Annotated in this window: 17 protein-coding genes and 1 other annotated feature; of the genes, 4 read left to right on the plus strand and 13 right to left on the minus strand. The window is 37.8% G+C overall.

The window, feature by feature from the left end; all coding sequences use genetic code 11:
* Positions 1-46: 46 nt before the first annotated feature.
* The 10 genes from LDX54_RS06100 to LDX54_RS06145 all read right to left on the minus strand — a co-directional run bounded on the left by LDX54_RS06100 (position 47) and on the right by LDX54_RS06145 (position 9,553).
* On the minus strand, positions 47-1,231 hold the full coding sequence (locus LDX54_RS06100) for an MFS transporter (RefSeq protein ID WP_265666595.1): 1,185 nt from the start codon (positions 1,229-1,231) through the stop codon (positions 47-49).
* Positions 1,232-1,483: 252 nt separating this feature from the next.
* The gene (gene glnA, locus LDX54_RS06105; protein ID WP_265666594.1) at positions 1,484-2,821 is read right to left on the minus strand and encodes a type I glutamate--ammonia ligase; all 1,338 of its coding nucleotides are present in this window, start codon (positions 2,819-2,821) and stop codon (positions 1,484-1,486) included.
* 162 nt (positions 2,822-2,983) lie between these two features.
* Complete coding sequence (locus LDX54_RS06110; protein WP_265666593.1) at positions 2,984-4,243, minus strand: methionine gamma-lyase family protein; 1,260 nt, start codon at positions 4,241-4,243, stop codon at positions 2,984-2,986.
* Positions 4,236-5,156 carry a tRNA (adenosine(37)-N6)-dimethylallyltransferase MiaA gene (gene miaA / locus LDX54_RS06115; RefSeq protein WP_265666592.1) on the minus strand — a complete coding sequence of 307 codons (921 nt, stop codon included), beginning with the start codon at positions 5,154-5,156 and terminating at the stop codon, positions 4,236-4,238. The genes LDX54_RS06110 and miaA overlap by 8 nt, the downstream gene beginning before the upstream one ends.
* 69 nt (positions 5,157-5,225) lie before the next feature.
* Positions 5,226-5,630, minus strand: coding sequence for a rhodanese-like domain-containing protein (locus tag LDX54_RS06120; protein WP_046325094.1), 405 nt, complete (start codon positions 5,628-5,630; stop codon positions 5,226-5,228).
* Between the two features lie 50 nt (positions 5,631-5,680).
* Positions 5,681-5,899: a YqgQ family protein gene (locus LDX54_RS06125; RefSeq protein WP_046325095.1), complete on the minus strand. Its 219-nt coding sequence runs from the start codon at positions 5,897-5,899 to the stop codon at positions 5,681-5,683.
* A complete protein-coding gene (locus LDX54_RS06130) occupies positions 5,899-6,579 on the minus strand; it encodes a rhomboid family intramembrane serine protease (protein WP_110446263.1) in 681 nt (226 codons plus the stop codon). Before LDX54_RS06130 ends, LDX54_RS06125 begins: the two co-directional genes overlap by 1 nt.
* Positions 6,580-6,590: 11 nt before the next feature.
* Entirely contained in the window at positions 6,591-7,163 is a 573-nt protein-coding gene (locus tag LDX54_RS06135; RefSeq protein ID WP_265666591.1) for a 5-formyltetrahydrofolate cyclo-ligase, read from the minus strand.
* Positions 7,164-7,221: 58 nt separating this feature from the next.
* On the minus strand, positions 7,222-7,371 hold the full coding sequence (rpmG, locus tag LDX54_RS06140) for a 50S ribosomal protein L33 (protein ID WP_081945351.1): 150 nt from the start codon (positions 7,369-7,371) through the stop codon (positions 7,222-7,224).
* 82 nt (positions 7,372-7,453) lie between these two features.
* Entirely contained in the window at positions 7,454-9,553 is a 2,100-nt protein-coding gene (locus LDX54_RS06145) for a penicillin-binding protein 2 (RefSeq protein ID WP_110446265.1), read from the minus strand.
* A 212-nt stretch (positions 9,554-9,765) separates the two neighbouring features.
* On the opposite strand from LDX54_RS06145, the gene LDX54_RS06150 reads away from it, so the two are divergent.
* From LDX54_RS06150 to LDX54_RS06165, 4 genes are all read left to right on the plus strand, one after another.
* Positions 9,766-10,680: a BadF/BadG/BcrA/BcrD ATPase family protein gene (locus tag LDX54_RS06150; RefSeq protein ID WP_046325099.1), complete on the plus strand. Its 915-nt coding sequence runs from the start codon at positions 9,766-9,768 to the stop codon at positions 10,678-10,680.
* A 105-nt stretch (positions 10,681-10,785) separates the two neighbouring features.
* Positions 10,786-11,265 (plus strand): helix-turn-helix domain-containing protein, encoded by a 480-nt coding sequence (locus LDX54_RS06155; RefSeq protein WP_265666590.1) that lies wholly within the window; start codon positions 10,786-10,788, stop codon positions 11,263-11,265.
* Positions 11,266-11,350: 85 nt separating this feature from the next.
* Positions 11,351-11,659, plus strand: a complete 309-nt coding sequence (locus LDX54_RS06160; protein WP_265666589.1) for an IS3 family transposase — start codon at positions 11,351-11,353, stop codon at positions 11,657-11,659.
* A complete protein-coding gene (locus LDX54_RS06165) occupies positions 11,616-12,179 on the plus strand; it encodes an IS3 family transposase (RefSeq protein ID WP_265667650.1) in 564 nt (187 codons plus the stop codon). The genes LDX54_RS06160 and LDX54_RS06165 overlap by 44 nt, the downstream gene beginning before the upstream one ends.
* An 86-nt stretch (positions 12,180-12,265) precedes the next feature.
* Here the strand turns inward: LDX54_RS06165 and greA are convergent, their stop codons facing one another.
* The 3 genes from greA to pheS form a co-directional block, all read right to left on the minus strand.
* Positions 12,266-12,745 (minus strand): transcription elongation factor GreA, encoded by a 480-nt coding sequence (gene greA / locus LDX54_RS06170; protein WP_046325100.1) that lies wholly within the window; start codon positions 12,743-12,745, stop codon positions 12,266-12,268.
* 77 nt (positions 12,746-12,822) lie between these two features.
* Positions 12,823-15,240: a phenylalanine--tRNA ligase subunit beta gene (gene pheT, locus LDX54_RS06175; RefSeq protein ID WP_265666588.1), complete on the minus strand. Its 2,418-nt coding sequence runs from the start codon at positions 15,238-15,240 to the stop codon at positions 12,823-12,825.
* The gene (pheS, locus tag LDX54_RS06180; RefSeq protein WP_046325102.1) at positions 15,240-16,289 is read right to left on the minus strand and encodes a phenylalanine--tRNA ligase subunit alpha; all 1,050 of its coding nucleotides are present in this window, start codon (positions 16,287-16,289) and stop codon (positions 15,240-15,242) included. The genes pheT and pheS overlap by 1 nt, the downstream gene beginning before the upstream one ends.
* Positions 16,290-16,329: 40 nt before the next feature.
* Positions 16,330-16,534, minus strand: a binding site (T-box leader).
* Positions 16,535-16,580: the final 46 nt, after the last annotated feature.

Here is a 16,580-nt window from a genome sequence, read left to right on the forward strand (position 1 = left end):
GCACAAAAAACAAGCTTAGTCAGTTTCTTTTTATTCAAAATTTAACTTAATGATGCCTAATTGCACTGTTTAGACGAGTACGGTAATGTAAATAGATCAATATCATAAATGGTATTAAAATTAATTGCACCAAATAAAAATATTCAGCTGGTAGCATATCATTCACAAAGCCCATGATTATCGGTCCAAAAGCCATACCAATATCTAGCCCCAAGTAAAATGTACTACTTGCTAGGCCCTGCTCACTAATTGGTGCCAAAAGCATTGCAGTTGACTGTAAAACAGAATACATTAAACCGTATCCTACTGCCATAAAAGCAGCCGCCAGACCCATTAAAAAATTATTTTTCATTGTGGCCAATAAAATAAGATATATCAAGGTAGCTGCAACACTCACCCAAAACCAGGTACCGAATTTGACAGTATCAAACAGATTTTTAAGTGTAGTTCTAATAAGCAATAATACTACGGCATATATTAAAAAGTACGAGCCCACATTTATATTAAGATGCTGCTCTTCAGCATAAGTTACAAGGTCTGCCTGAGTGGAGAAATAAGGAAAAGCAAATAAGGTAGTAAGCATTGCTATGGGCAATACATTTTTTTGAATAATTTTAATGTGCAGTAATGAATTCTGTGCTTGAGATTTATTAATATTTTGCGGTTTTGCTTTATTTCCTACAAACTGAATCATAATGACCATCAAACAGGCAGAAATGCCGGAAGCAATAATCGCTAACCTGTACCCGGTTTTTTGATAAATATTAATTGCTAACGCTGGAGCGATAGCCATAGCCAGAGCATTCATCAAGCCGTAAAATCCCATTGCTTGACCGACATGAGCACGCGGTACCAAAAAAGCAAGCCAGGTAGTCATACAAACGGTGCAAAGAACGTAGCCCGAACCATTAATTAAACGAAAAAGAAGTAGCCAACTGCTTGTAGGCGCCAACACATAGCCAATTACTCCGACTACAATTAAAACTCCCCCAACAAAGGATAAACGATATTTGGAAAATCTATCCGTTAAATTACCAGCAATCGGGCGCAAAAACATCGCAGCAATACTCATAATTCCCACAATTATCCCCGCAAAAGCACTACTAGCACCTAAACTTTTGGCGTAACCATTGATTAAAGGATTTACAAACATCGTACTAAACATAAAAAAGAACGAAGCTGCCATAACTAATATTACGTCTTTAGTATATATTCTTTTTCTTTTTACCATTTTTACCTCTTATACTTAAAACCCAACTCATTTATTTTATCACTTAAATTCATTTGATTTTTCCAACAGTTTATAATGAATATATTATTTTGCGTTTAATGCTAGTTTATTAGCTTTTTTTCATCCGCTAAGCAGGTTGCTTATAAAAACTGTCAAAACAAAAATGCCAAGCTAACCATAGCTTGACATAAAGATCTTTAATTAATTTATTACCCAGATTCAGAAATAGTTTCTATACTAGAGCAAGTTAGTTTAGTAACCCATATAACGATTTCTTTCCCAGTCAGAAACCGTTTGAGTATATTGGGACCATTCCAATTCTTTAGAATCAATAAAGCTTTGAGTTAAATGTTCTCCTAAAGCGTCTTGAATTAACTTGTCTTTCTTAAATGCTTTAAGGGCATTATGCAAAGTCGAAGGCAATGGTTTAATCCCCATTTCATTACGTTGCTTTTCACTTAAAGTAAATAAGTTGCAAGTAATTGGTTCCATCGGCATTTTTTCTTCCTTAATTCCTGCCATACCAGCACTTAAGCAAGCAGCCAAAAGCAAATATGGGTTGGCAGTAGGATCAGCTGAACGCATTTCAAGACGAGTATTCAATTCACCAGCAGCCGGTACTCGAACCATTGGTGAACGATTCTTTGAAGCCCAAGAAATATATACCGGTGCCTCAAAACCAGGAATTAAACGTTTATAAGAATTAACAGTGGGGTTACCGACAGCTGTAATTGCACGAGCATGTTCCAAAATACCATTTAAGAAGTACAAAGCCGTTTTTGACAAATGATACTCGTTGTTTTCATCATAAAAGGCGTTTTTATTACCCTTAAATAATGACATATTAGTGTGCATGCCATTTCCTGCTTGGCCTTGTAAAGGCTTAGCCATAAATGTCGCAAACAAGCCATGCCGCTTAGCAATCTCTCGTACGATCATTTTAAAAGTTTGAACACGATCAGCCGTTGTTAAAGCATCATCAAACCTAAAGTCAATTTCCTGCTGACCGTCTCCAACTTCATGGTGAGCAGCTTCTACTTCAAAGCCAATACTCTCTAAAGTTTCAACAATATCTCTACGGCAGCTCGCACTTTCATCATTTGAAGTTAAATCAAAATATGAGGCATGGTCAGGAACTTCTGTCGTCCAGTTGCCGTTTTGATCAAGTTTAAGTAAATGAAATTCCGCTTCAAACCCGATGTCAAAAGCCGTAAAACCCATTTCCTTCATTTGGCCAATGATTCTTTTGAGATTATTACGTGGATCTCCAGCAAAAGGTTTACCATCTGTGGTATGAACTGAACATGTTAAACAGCCAATTTTACCACCTGCGGTGTCATCCCAAGGTAAAACGGACCAAGTGGAAAAATCAGGATATAATATCATATCACTTTCTTCCAAACGAACAAATCCGTCGATTGAAGAACCATCAAAGCGGACATCATTACTTAAAACTTTGTCTAGCTGACTATTTGGAACTTCAACCGCTTTAAGAGTTCCGTTAATATCTGTAAAAGCTAGTCTAATAAATCTGACATCTTCCTCTGCTACACTTTTTCTGATGTCGTCTGCTGAAATTTTCTTTGTCATGCTTCTCCACCTAAAAAAATCATACAATAATTGGTATAGTCTTAATTGGAATTATATTCCTCATTTAAAACTAGATATAAGATTAGCAAATGATTAAAACATTGTAAAGTGGTCTAACACAAAATATTAAAACTTTACCAAAGTTTTACTTTACATTTATGATTATCTATTATTTGTTTTGAAAAATAATTCGTTAACTGCATTAGTAATTGCTATTTTCACATGGGCATAGGTCAATCCACCCTGCATGTATAAAGCATATGGTGGCCTGATTGGGCCATCTCCAGAAAATTCAATGCTGGCACCCTCAACAAAGGAACCATCTGCCATGATAACTTGATCCTCATATCCGGTGTCATTACTTGGTATCGGATCCACAAATGAATTAATGGGCGAGTTTTCCTGTAAAGCTTTAGCGAACCTGATCATTTTATCTTTATTATGAAAAATAACGGTCTGAATTAAGTCGGTTCTGTCTTCATCCCATTTAGGAGAAACTTCTAAGCCCATCTTTTCTAAAAGTGCAGACGCATAAATTGCACCCTTAATGGCATTGCCAGTAACGCTCGGAGATATAAACAAGCCTTCAAAATAATCCAAATTGTTATTTAAGCTGGCACCTTCTTCTCTACCTATTCCACCAGCTGTAAGACGGACCGCTGTGTTTTCAATTAACTCATGTTTACCAACAACATAACCACCAATTTTGGCTAAACCACCACCAGCATTTTTGATTAAAGAGCCTGCCATTAAATCAGCACCATATTCTGTAGGTTCATGTTTTTCTGAAAATTCCCCATAACAATTATCAACAAAAATAATGCTCTTGGGTGAAACCTCCCTAATCATAGCAATCATCGGCTTAATCTTACTGATAGTGAAGCTAGGCCTAGTATTATAACCACGTGAACGCTGGATGACTACCATTTTAGGTTGATGATCTGCAAGTAATTTGCGGGCTGAAACAAAATCTACGCTGCCATCGGGTAATAAATCAACGTGAGAGAATTTTACTCCATATGCTTTTAAACTACCTCTGCCATTACCGGCAATTCCGATAACTTGTTGCAAAGTGTCATAAGGCATACCGGTTAAGTACGTTAATTCATCTCCTGGCAATAAATTACCAGCCATGGCTGTAGCCAAAGTGTGAGTGCCAGAAACAAATTGTGAACGTACTAAAGCATCTTCTGTGTGAAAAATTTGGGCGTAAATACGATCAAGCTTGTCTCGTCCACTGTCATCGGAGCCATAACCGGTACTGCCAATCAAATCCGATTCTGCTACTGCTTTATCTTTAAACGCCTGCAAAACTTTATTTTGATTAAAAAGAATGTTTTGCTCAATTTTTGCCAGCTGCGGCTCAATCTTTTTATCAATATCACTTACAATTTCTTGTAATTCTTTTGGCCAATTATTCATTTAACCATTCCTCAACTTTCTGTAAAATCTCTTGCAAACAATTTGAATCAGCTAAAGGATCAAACCAGTAAACGGGTAACTGGTGGTGAAAATATGTCAGCTGTCTTTTAGCATATCTTCTTGAAGCTCTTTTTAAATTTTTAATACAATTTTCCAGATTATCCTGACCAGCAAAATAAGGAAAAAATTCTTTATAGCCAATAGCCTGTAAAATAGTATATTCTTGGTCACGATTTTGATAGACAAAACGGGCCTCGTCAAGTAAGCCCTCGTCCATCATTTGATCAACACGTTTATTAATCCTAGAGTAAATTTCTGGACGTGCAGAATTTAATCCAATAATAAAATACTGGTATCGCGGTTCAATTTTATCCTGTTGTTCTGAAAATTTATGTCCTGTACGATCAATTACCGTTAAAGCTCTTAAAACTCTACGTGAATTGTTTAACGGAATTTTTTGAGCAGCTACCGGATCGCGTTTTTTTAGTTCTTGCCAAAGCGCCGTCTTATCGTTTTTATTTAAATAATCCTGCCATTTATCTGATACAGCTGCATTTTCTTTATTCGGCTCACCTAATTGCATTTTATTAAGCAAAGCATTAACGTAAAAGCCAGTGCCACCAACCAACAAAGGCACTTTATTTTTCTGCACTATTTGCTCAATGGCTTTTTCTGCCTGGGTAACAAAATCAACTACTGAATAAGGTTTAAAAATTGTTTGAGTGTCGACCAAATAATGTGGTACTAATTTTCGTTCTGTAGGAGTTGCCTTAGCGGTTCCAATTGCGACCTCTCTGTAGACCTGCATGGAATCACCTGAAATTATTTCAGCATTAATTTTCTGAGCAAGCTCAATTGCCAAAGCTGTTTTACCAATAGCTGTCGGCCCGACGAGAGCTAAAACTTTTTGCATAATCACATTCTCATTCATGAATAACATAGAAAAAACACGTTTGATCAGTGCAACAAACATGTTTTTTATTTAATATTTAGATTTCTTGGTGCGTCCATCCCACTCATCAAAACCATTCTTCAACCATTTAATTGAAGAAAAATGCTTTTTTTGTAAAAATCTGGCAGCACGTAAAGTAACTGATAAAGAGTCGGAGTACAAATAAACAGGTAAATCTGCTCTCAATTCAGTATATTGGTATTTAAGCATTGTGTAAGGCAAGTTTCTGGCCCCATCAATATGTTTTCGTTTAAAAGGAGCTTTTTCACGTAAATCTACCACTTGCGCTTTACGCATTCCTTTATTAAATTCTTCGTTGGTTAAATCTCCATTACCCAAGCGTTTAGTTTGTATTTTATTCCATAGCCAAACTGCCACAAAAGCTAATATGATAACAATTAAAACTACGTCTAGAATAAGTAAAAAAGATGACATAAGTTGTATTTCTCCCACTAAAATTTTAAAAACTGCTGCACATAAACAATCTAATATTTATGCTTATCTTTATTGTGGCGCTCTTCATACTCATATTCACGTCGCAATATTAATTTAGCGACTAAATAATCATGCTGGTCAATTAAGTGTGAATGATTAATGTTGTCAAGTTCAAGTGCCATCAACTCAATATCCCAGATTCTTTTGCCTACATGAACAAAAATACCATATTTTTCAAGAAGTTGCTGCACATCATACAAAGTTTTCATTATAAATTGATTACCATGCCCATCCTGACAGTTGCTACACAATAAATAATTAGTAAACAAAGAGCGATAACTCGCTTTTTAACTGAGTATTGCCTTAACGTTTTTTCACCCAGGATTATTGCCACTAAAAATCCCATAGCGAATCCGCCAATGTGACCAGGTATATCAATATTAGGTGCAAACAAATCAATTACTATATTGATTAAAGCCAGCCAAAATGATTGTTTTCCAAGGTAAACCAATATAGGGTTGGCGCGATTTTGCAAAGCAATTGCCGTCATAGCACCAAATAATCCAAATAAGGCCGTCGAAGCGCCAGCACTAATAGCATTATCATTGCCCCAGGCTAAGCTTAATAAGTTACCCCCTATACCAGAAAGAAGATATATTATTAAAAAGCGCCAATGACCAATAATGGTTTCCATGTACATTCCAAGATAATAGATCATAACCGCGTTAGAAACCAGATGCATAATTCCCATATGCAAAAATTGGGCCGTAAACAGACGCCACCACTGATTGCCTATGACAACGGCATCATTCTTCATGGCTCCCATTTTCATGAGGACATAAATATTTTCTGAACCACCAATGGCCGTTTCAATTAAAAATACTAGTAAAAGGACGGCTAATATACTGACGGTTATGTAACAACTTTTCAGGTTTTGTCGCTGATTCATTATAGCCTCAATTAATTCGTTAGAATGGATTCCGGAGTAATAATTGTTTGAATAGCTATATCGGTCGCTTCCACTTTCCAGGAGGCTGTCTTAAAAATCATCTGGGAATTGGCCAAAGCTACCGTTTTAGAATTAGGATGCTTTGACAAAAAACGGTCATAGTAACCTCCGCCAAATCCCAAACGTTGATGTGAATCCAATGCAAAGGCTAGTCCAGGAACAATAATCAAATCTAAATCATTGTTGATTTGAGCATTCGGCTCATTTACTTCTTCAACACCAAATTTTGACTTGGTTAATTTCGTCATATAACTATAATAGATAAAATCTTGAGTACGTTCAGCATTATCATTTGCACGTGCTAAGTAAACGTCCTTACCTTGATCCCATAACTGAGCAATCAAACCTGAAGTGTCAACTTCATAACTCAAGGAGGAGGTTATGCCAATGCTTTGACAATTACTAATGATCTCAGAGTTCATAATACTTTTAAGCAAAACATGATCTTCAGCATCTTTTTCTGCCGATTCAGCAAATTCGCTCAACTTTTCAATTTGTTGTTGTCTTATTTCTTTTTTTGTCATGATTCTTCCATATAAAATAAAAAATAGCAGGAGCATAGGCTCCTACTATATTGGTTTATTACTTAGTTTCACGATGAAGAGTAGTATGTCTTTCTACTGGGCAATACTTCTTCAAACTTAAACGTTCCGGATGCTTACGCTTGTTTTTCTTAGATAAGTAACTTCTATCGCCACATTCGGTGCATTCCAAAATGATGTTATCTGCCATTTCTTTCACCACCTACGCTTTTATTCTGACTGTATTATCTTAGCATTTTTCTATTATTATTACCAGTAATATTAACAAAATTCTATTTTTTATGTAATTTAAAGTAGTCCTGGACCATCGCTTTAGTCATTTGTAATGTATAGGACCCTTCCAATTTGGGATCCAGCCCGGGAAAAATCACAGCTGTAGCAATTTCAGGGTTATTTGACGGTGCATAACCAACAAAAGTAGCATTGACTAGTTCTGGTGGATTTTTCTGATTAGGATTATCAGGATCGTAATAAAATGTTTGGGCTGTTCCCGATTTTCCCGAAATAGATGGTTTTACTTTTTTCAGTTTATGAGCGGTACCCCAAGAATTTGTACCATGAACAACACGCCAGAAGCCCTGCCTGATGATGTTAAGCTCATCTTGAGTCCAAGGTATGCGTAATTGTACCTGCGGTTTTTTGTTATAGTCAATATAAACTTTTTTGCCATTATTTGCGGTTCTACCAACCGACTGCACCACATAAGGCTGCATGCGATAGCCCCCATTGGCTATCGTTGAAACATATTGTGCCATTTGGATAAGTGTATAAGCATCATAGTTACCATATGATAAGTCAAGTACAGAACCTGAAAGAACTAATCCCTGATCGTTGAAAGATCTACCTTGAATACCTGATATTTCCCCTGGTAAATCAATTCCAGTCTTTTGACCCAAACCAAACATATTAAAATTATGGCGCAAAGTTTCAAAGGCTGTTTGAGGCATAGTGATCTTTATTTTAGGAACATAAGACGCATTAACCCATTTCATTGCCAAATGCATCATGTAAATATTACTGGAAACTTCTAGGGCAGTTTCAGCGTCTAAAGCGCTAAAAGTACCAATTGGATATACTGACTTTTTGACCGGCGTACTAGGTAAATAAACAGGGGTATCAGGCATTACATTATTGGTAGGAGTAATTACTTTATTTATTAATCCGCCACTTACCATTGCGCCTTTAACTGCCGAACCCATGACAAACGATTGATTAATAACGCCTAGTGCATTATTGGTAGTTTTATTTTTCTTAGGGTCACGACTGATTCCCGCCATAGCCAAAATTGCGCCAGTTTTAGGATTCATAGCAATGGCATATGCACCATTTGAATAGTGAGCGGCACCTGACCCAATGGCAGAAGCATAGATTTTTTCTAATGAACTTTGAACCTGTTTTTGATATTGAGCATCAAGGGTCAAAACTAAACTTGCCCCAGCCTGCCCAGAATAAACCGCTTTTGACTGTTCAATATCTCCTGAATTCTTAGTCCAAACTTTGCTGGTTGATTTAGTTCCTTTGAGCAGGGGTTCATATTTTTCTTCCAAATACGATGTGCCTACCCGATCATTGCGCGAATAACCATTTGTTAAGTAATATTGTAAGTTATCACTAGGCAAGCCGGCTTTTTCTGTTGATACAGAACCAATAATACTGCGAATAGACGAACCATTAGGATAAGATCTTTGCCAATCAGTTCCAATACCCACACCAGGAAGCTCTGAAAGGTGCTCACCCACCTGCGCAATTTCTTTATCTGTTAAATGATTATTTTTAATATAGATTGTAGAAAGAGTATAAGCACCAGAAATTTTATTATAAATTAATGCCGCTGTTTTCTCACGTGCATTCAGCTTAATGTGTTCTGCACTAACCTGTTCTTGGATTTTTTGATTAATTAAATTGTCATCCTGAGTAGCTCTGACGGATTTAGGAACTTTGGCAGATTCTTTTGCACTATTTTCCTTATTTGCCAAATAATAATCAATTACTTGTTGTTCAGTCGGCTGCTCATCCTTGATAGAAATATAATGACTAAGAGAGTTGGAAATTGCATAGATATCCTCAGTTGTAGTTGAAACGCTTTTGGTATACGTAATGGCATTTTTAGCCTTATTTCCTACCAGTACACGGCCTTTATTGTCATACATAACACCGCGGGGAACTTGACTGGAAACTATAGCCGAATTAGATTTTTGTACTTCAGCTTTAAAGCGCGAGCCATAACCTATTTGTAAATAAGCCAGCTGTCCAATCAAAGCCGCAAAAAGAACAAAAATGATACCCAAAATTATCTTCATTCTGATTGGAGTAGAAGCTTGTTTTTTGGCATTATTATTTTTAGTTTTCAGTTTTTTCTTGAAAAAATTCACTTAGCCTCAACCTCACTAAACTAGTGTAATTTTAACAAAAACTAGAGTACAAATCTATTGAGATGGTAACGTTTTGGAAAAACTTTAAGATAGAATACTTGTTGACCAGTAAGGCCAAAACTGCACACAAATACTTTTGCGAAAAATCTTCAGTATTTTTTCTAAATGTAATAAAATAAAAGTGGGATAAAATATAGAAAGAAGATCAAACTATGACACTTAAATATCTTATTGGAGTTGATGCTGGAGGAACGCATACTACAGCAATAGCTTATGACTTAAAGGGGCAAAAACTGGCAGAGGCTCAAGCCGGTCCTGGACAAGTAAATACGGACTATAATAATGCCATTACTAACATCACAAAAGCAATCAACGAATTAGTTGATGAAATTGATGGAGATTGTCAACGGATTCTCTGTGGAATGGCTGGTTTATCAGTTATCGGTCACGCGCCAGAAGTAGCCGCTGAAATCTCTGCCAAGGTTGATAATCTGCCAACCAGAGCAGTTACCGACTCTCTCCTGGCTCTTTATAATGGCCTTGAAGGAGAAGATGGTGGTCTGGTTATTGCTGGTACTGGTTCCGTTTTCAATGGCTTACAGCATGGCAGCATTATCACCACGGGTGGCTATGGTTCCATTTTAGGTGATGAAGGCTCAGGCTATGCTATCTCTCTAAGTGCTTTAAAATCTGCTTTACTTAGTTGGGATAAACGAGAAGACAACGAATTAATTGGCATGTTTAATAAACTGTTTAAAGTCGATAATTTAAATGATGCTACTGCCAAGTTTTATAAAACCAGCAATTCTGATTTTGCCTCAATGGCTGTGAGCGTGGCACAATTAGCTGATAAAGGTGATCCTTTTGCTTCGGCTGTAATAAAAGAGCAAGCTGAACTGCTTGCAAGAGATATTACAATCGGAATGGACCGGTATGAAGAACCTAAGCCAATGAAAATTGCACTGACTGGTTCTGTACTCGCCAATAACCAAATGTTGCGTAACTTCTTAGAAGACAAAGTTCATGAAAAATATCCACAAGCCCAATTTTCAATTTCTAACGGTGAAAATGCTCGTGGTGTTATCTTTGATAAAAGCAAGGACTACCGCTACTTTACTAGTCATTAAATTTAAAAGTAAAAAAGACCGGACGGTTACCGCTTCTCTTGTGGAAGGCTAACTGTTGAAGTTAACCCTCTAGATTGGACAAAAATCCAACTGGAGGGTTTTACTATGGTTAAATTTACCGTCAAACAAAAATTACAGGCGCTTAACTTGCTCAAAGAAGGCTACAGCAGCCGTTCTGTGGCGCAAATGATTGGCACCGGATCACATCAACTAATTGATACCTGGGCTGCGCAATACCAGCACTTTGGTGTTAAGGGCCTAGAAATTCGGCACACCTCGCAAAATTATCATGGTCAATTCAAGCTCCAAGTCTTAAACTGGAGAAAAGAACATGACGAGACCTATCAAAATACCGCCATTCACTTCAAAATTGCCACACCCAGCTTAATTTGTACTTGGCAAAAACGTTTTGATGAAGGCGGGCTTGATGCGCTCTTTACCAAACGAGGCCGACCACCAATGAACAAATTGCCTAAAAAACCAGTTAAGTATACCAGCAGCGAGTTATCTGAATTAGAACGGCTGCGCTTAGAAAACCGTCAGCTCCACATTGAGAACGACTACCTAAAAAAGTCGAAGCCTTAGCTCGGCGCAAAGACGCTCAACGCAAGAAGAACGGACCATCATCCAAGAGCTAAGGCATGAGCACAACTATCAACTGCAAGAACTATTGCACTATAGCTTTTTAGCCAAGAGCACCTACGAGTATCACCCGCGCAGCAGGCGGAAAAAATACAGCGACCTGGCTTTACTGTCGCTGATTAAAGTGGTTAAAAGGCATAATCCCAGCTTTGGCTATCTGCCCATGACTGACACGCTAAAAATCAAGTACGGCTTGCAGGTGAACCATAAACGCATTTACCGCCTGATGAAGGAGCACAAGCTGCTTACTGCAAATACAACTTGCGTGCAGGCAAGTATGATTCATCAAAGATCTGCAAGGCAAGAAGGCGAAGAACCGCTTCCACCAGAAGTTTAAGACCGATCGGCCCTACCAAAAGATAGTCACCGATATCAGCGAGTTTCGCTATGGCAATAAGAGCATGAGCGAACGGTTATATTTCTCGCCCTTTAAAGATCTTTACAGCGGTGAAATCATCAGCTACACCATCAGTCAGCGGCCGCAGACCAAATATGTTCTAGATGGACTCAAGCAGGTTTTGGCGATTCGACCTAAACTGCCTTACCGCATGACGATTCACAGCGATCAGGGCATTCAATACCAGTCCAAAGCATATTGTCAGACCCTAAAGCAGCACCACGTTTTTCAAAGCATGTCGCGACGGGCGACCTGCCACGACAATGCGGCCTGCGAGAGTCTCTTTCACATCATGAAGGTTGAGCTAGACTACTACACCTACACCTATCCTACTAAGAAGGCGCTGCAGGAGGCCATGGAAAAATGGATCAAATACTACAATCAAGCTAGAATCAGGCACACGCTAAAAGGCCGCACCCCGATTGAATATCGGAATACGGCCTTAGCGAATATGAAATAATGTTAACGTCCAATTCTAGGGGTTAACTTCATGTTCTGGTCTTTTTGTTTTTATAAGCCTTAGCTAAAATAACTCTGTCAAACTAGTTATTTTTCTTCAACTTTATTGATTACTACATCAAATTTGCCACCAGGTGTTGAAATAGTTACTGTTTCACCTTTTTTCTTACCCAAAATTGCTTGTGCAATCGGTGAATCATTAGAAATCTTACCATTCATTGGATCTGATTCGTCACTACCAACAATTGTATATGTCTCCGGTTCATCTTCACCAACTTCAGTATAGGTAACAGTTTTACCTACAGCAACTTCATCAGGATCACTGGCATTAGCATCTACAACATGAGCGTACTTAAGCATGTCTTCAACAACGCTAATGCGGTCTTCAAGATGGCTTTGCTCGTCTTTGGCTGCATCATATTCCGAGTTTTCGGATAAATCGCCATAAGAACGGGCAACCTTGATTCTTTCAATTACTTCTGGCCGCTTTACTACTTTTAAATTTTTTAATTCTGCTTCAAGTTTTTCTTTACCTTCAGCAGTCATCGGATATGATTTTTCAGGCATAAAACTTTGTACTCCTTAAAGTTAAAATTCTTTTTGCACTGGTCTATGATATTCACTTAAACGTTTAATGTCAATAATTAACGTATTTCTACTTTTAGTTGTTTTTCGAGGCTAGCATCAATAGAATTCATTGCTTTATTAACGATTTCATCAGTTAATGTGTCATTTTCATTGAGAAATGTTAAACGATAAGCAAAGCTCTTTTTATCTTCAGCAATGTGAGAACCGCGATAGACATCAATAATACGAAGGTTATAGAGATATTTTCCACCATTTGCTTTAATAACATCCTCAACAGCTTGATTGGTTACTTCTTTATCTACTAAAATTGACAAATCGCGTTCAACTGCAGGAAACTTAGGAGCGCTTTGAGCTGTAGTCTGCGGATTAAGAATTAACGGAATAATGTCATCAAGATTCAATTCGTAGCCGTAAATTTCGCTATCTTTCATTGCCTTATTAGATTGGGTCACTGGACGATCCAACATACCAATCATGCCCACATATTTGTTTTTAATGTAAATTCCGGCTGTTCTAGTAGGATGCATGTACATGATTACTTCAGCCCGGTATTCAACATCATTCAAATTAATTCCCAGAGCTAAGAACAGATTAGTCAATTGTCCTTTAACATAAAAGAAATCAATTTTTTCATTATCATTCTGCCAGTTTTCAAAATAAACGTTACCGCTATACAGTGCAGCTAAATGTTCATGCTCATTATATTTGTTATTTTCAAAATCATAGACACGTCCTTGTTCAAAAATTGCTAACTGATTTTGCTTACGTGCCATATTGTAGCTCGCGGCATCGACCAAACCCGTCATTAAGTTTTGTCTTAAAGTTGAACGATTGGAATTTAAAGGCATTTGGACTGCCACGGGCTTTTTAGGTTCCTTGGAAAAGCCAATTGCTTTTTCAAGCGAGGTTAATGAATAGGAAATAGCTTCAATTAAGCCTTGACCTTGAACTACATTTTTAATACGTCTAATAGTTTCTTCTTTTTTAGAATAGCCGCCATGTGTTTCTGCTAGGACCGGCTGGGTAGACTTAATATTATCATAGCCGTATAAACGTCCTACTTCCTCAACCAGATCAGCAGGAATAGCAATATCCCAGCGCCTTGCGGGTACATCGACAATTAAATTGTCACCGTTAATTTCAATTTTAAAATTCAAGCGGGCAAAAATGGCAGCAATTTCTGAGGAAGAAATGTCAGTACCTAATACTCTATTGATATAAGAGATTGTTGTGGTAATTTTGGTAGGTTTGCGTTTTTCAGAACTGCCTGTAATGACACCTTCATTAATGGTGCCAGAGGCATCATTGCGTAAAAGAAGCGCAGCCATATCTAACGCCCTGGTAGTAGCATCCCAGTTAACGCCTTTTTCATAACGACTAGAAGCCTCGGTTCTATTAGCATGGCGCAGAGCGGCTTTTCTAATTAAAGTAGGATCAAAAATAGCAGACTCTAACAAAACATCCGTAGTATCAGCTTCAATTTCCGAATTAAGTCCACCCATCACCCCAGCCATCATTACTACGTCTTCACCGTTGGTGATGACGATGTCGTTAGGATCAAGATCAACTTCTTTGTTATTTAACAAAGTTAGTTTTTCATCTTTGTTAGCTTTTCTAACTACTAGTTTGTTTGTTTTAAAAGCGCGCGCATCATAACTATGCATCGGTTGACCGGTTAAAAGCATAATATAGTTGGTCACATCAACCACATTGTTAATAGGTCTTATTCCCGCATTCCAAAGTCGTCTTTGGAGCCAAAGAGGACTGTCAGCAATTTTGACATTACTAATTTTGCGCAAGTAAAATTTGGGTGCAAGCTGGGAATCAACAGCGACAGTAAAATCGTTGGTCCAATTTGGACCATCTTCTTTAACAACTACGTCTTCAACTTTAACCGGTACATCAGTGATGGCGCCAACTTCATACGCCGAGCCTTCCATTGACAATGTGTCCGCACGGTTAGGAGTAATGTCAAAGTCAAAAATATAGTCATCCATTCCCAGTAGTTCAAAAGCTGAATCTCCGGGTTTTATTTCTGCATCCTGAGGAAAAACATAGATACCATCCGTGTACTTTTCTGGTACCAAATTATCTGGAAAACCTATTTCTTGTAAGCCACAAATCATACCGTTTGATTCATTGCCCCGCAATTTAGTTTTCTTGATTTTAACATTATCGGCAATTCTGGCGCCTGGCAAAGCCACCACAACGTCTTCTCCGGCAGCTACATTAGGAGCACCGCAAACTATTTGATAAGGTTCATCTTCACCGACATCAACATGAGTTAAATTCAAGTGCGTGCCAGAAATCGGTTCGCAGTCAATAATATGACCCACTACCAACTTCTTCATACCATCTTCAGGGTGTTTAACTTCTGCTACTTCAACACCTGTCCGAGTTATTTTTTCAGCCAAATCATTAGGATCCTGGTCCAACTTAATAAAATCCTTTAGCCAATTGTATGAAACTAGCATTATCTTTCCTCCCTACTGAACTGTTCCAAGAAGCGGACATCATTTGTGTAAAAATCACGAATGTCATCAATACCATATTTAAGAATAGCGAAACGATCCAATCCTACACCAAAAGCAAAACCGCCATATACATTGGAATCAATTCCAGCATTTTCTATCACGTTAGGGTGAACCATTCCGGCACCTAAAACTTCAATCCAACCTGTATATTTACAAATTGAACAGCCTTTGCCATTGCAATTGAAGCAGGAAACGTCCATTTCTACAGAAGGTTCAGTAAAAGGAAAATAACTAGGACGAAGGCGGGTTTCGCGATCTTGACCAAAAACATGCTTGGCCATTAGTTCTAGAGTTCCCTTTAAATCGCCCATCGTAATGTTTTTGTCCACTACTAAACCTTCCATTTGCATAAATTGGTGTGAGTGAGTGGCATCATCATCATCGCGACGATACACTTTACCGGGCCCCACCATTTTTAAAGGACCTTTAGCAAAATCATGTTTTTCCAGAACTCGTGCCTGATCACCTGAAGTTTGAGAGCGCAATAAGTTATCAGAATCAATGTAGAAAGTTTCCTGCATGTCTCTTGCCGGATGGTCTTTAGGCAAATTCATCATTTCGAAGCAGTAGTGGTCAGTTTCTATTTCAGGTCCCTGCACAACTTCATAGCCCATACCAATAAAGTACTTTTCTAGGTCATCCAAAATAATATTAATTGGGTGCTTAGCACCAAGGTGCATTTCCCGTCCGGGTAACGTAACATCTATTTTTTCTTTGTTTAACTGCTCTTCTACTAATGCCTCAACTATCTCTGTTTTAGCATCATCCAGCTTGCTGTTAAAAAGATCACGTAATTTATTAACACGTTGTCCTACTTCACGTCTATCACTGGGATCAATATCTTTCATTGAATGGAGGATTTCAGTTAATTCACTTTTGCGACCAGTTAATTTAACGCGAACATCATTTAACATTTCCTCGTTCTTAGCCTTATCGATCTCTACCAGACCTTTTTCACGCAGCTCTTTTAACCTGTCAAACAAGTCCATAAAAATTTTCCTTTCAAATCAAACAAAAAAGCTTCATCCCAAAAGGGACGAAGCTTCGCGGTACCACCCTAGTTTGGACACAAAAATGTCCACACTTTCAATTTCGCTAACGGTGAATACCGGAATGGATTAGATTCTACTAGTAAGATGAAATTCACAGTTCCGTTTAAACTTTTCTTTCAGCTCAATAAAAAAGTTTCTCTGACTAAATGATTGCTGCTACTAGTCTTACTCTTTGTAATTAGTTAATAGAATATAACTTTTTGGAAAAACATGCAAGCGAATATGCGA

This window comes from Lactobacillus sp. IBH004, assembly GCF_026185255.2.
Lineage (GTDB): Bacteria > Bacillota > Bacilli > Lactobacillales > Lactobacillaceae > Lactobacillus > Lactobacillus melliventris.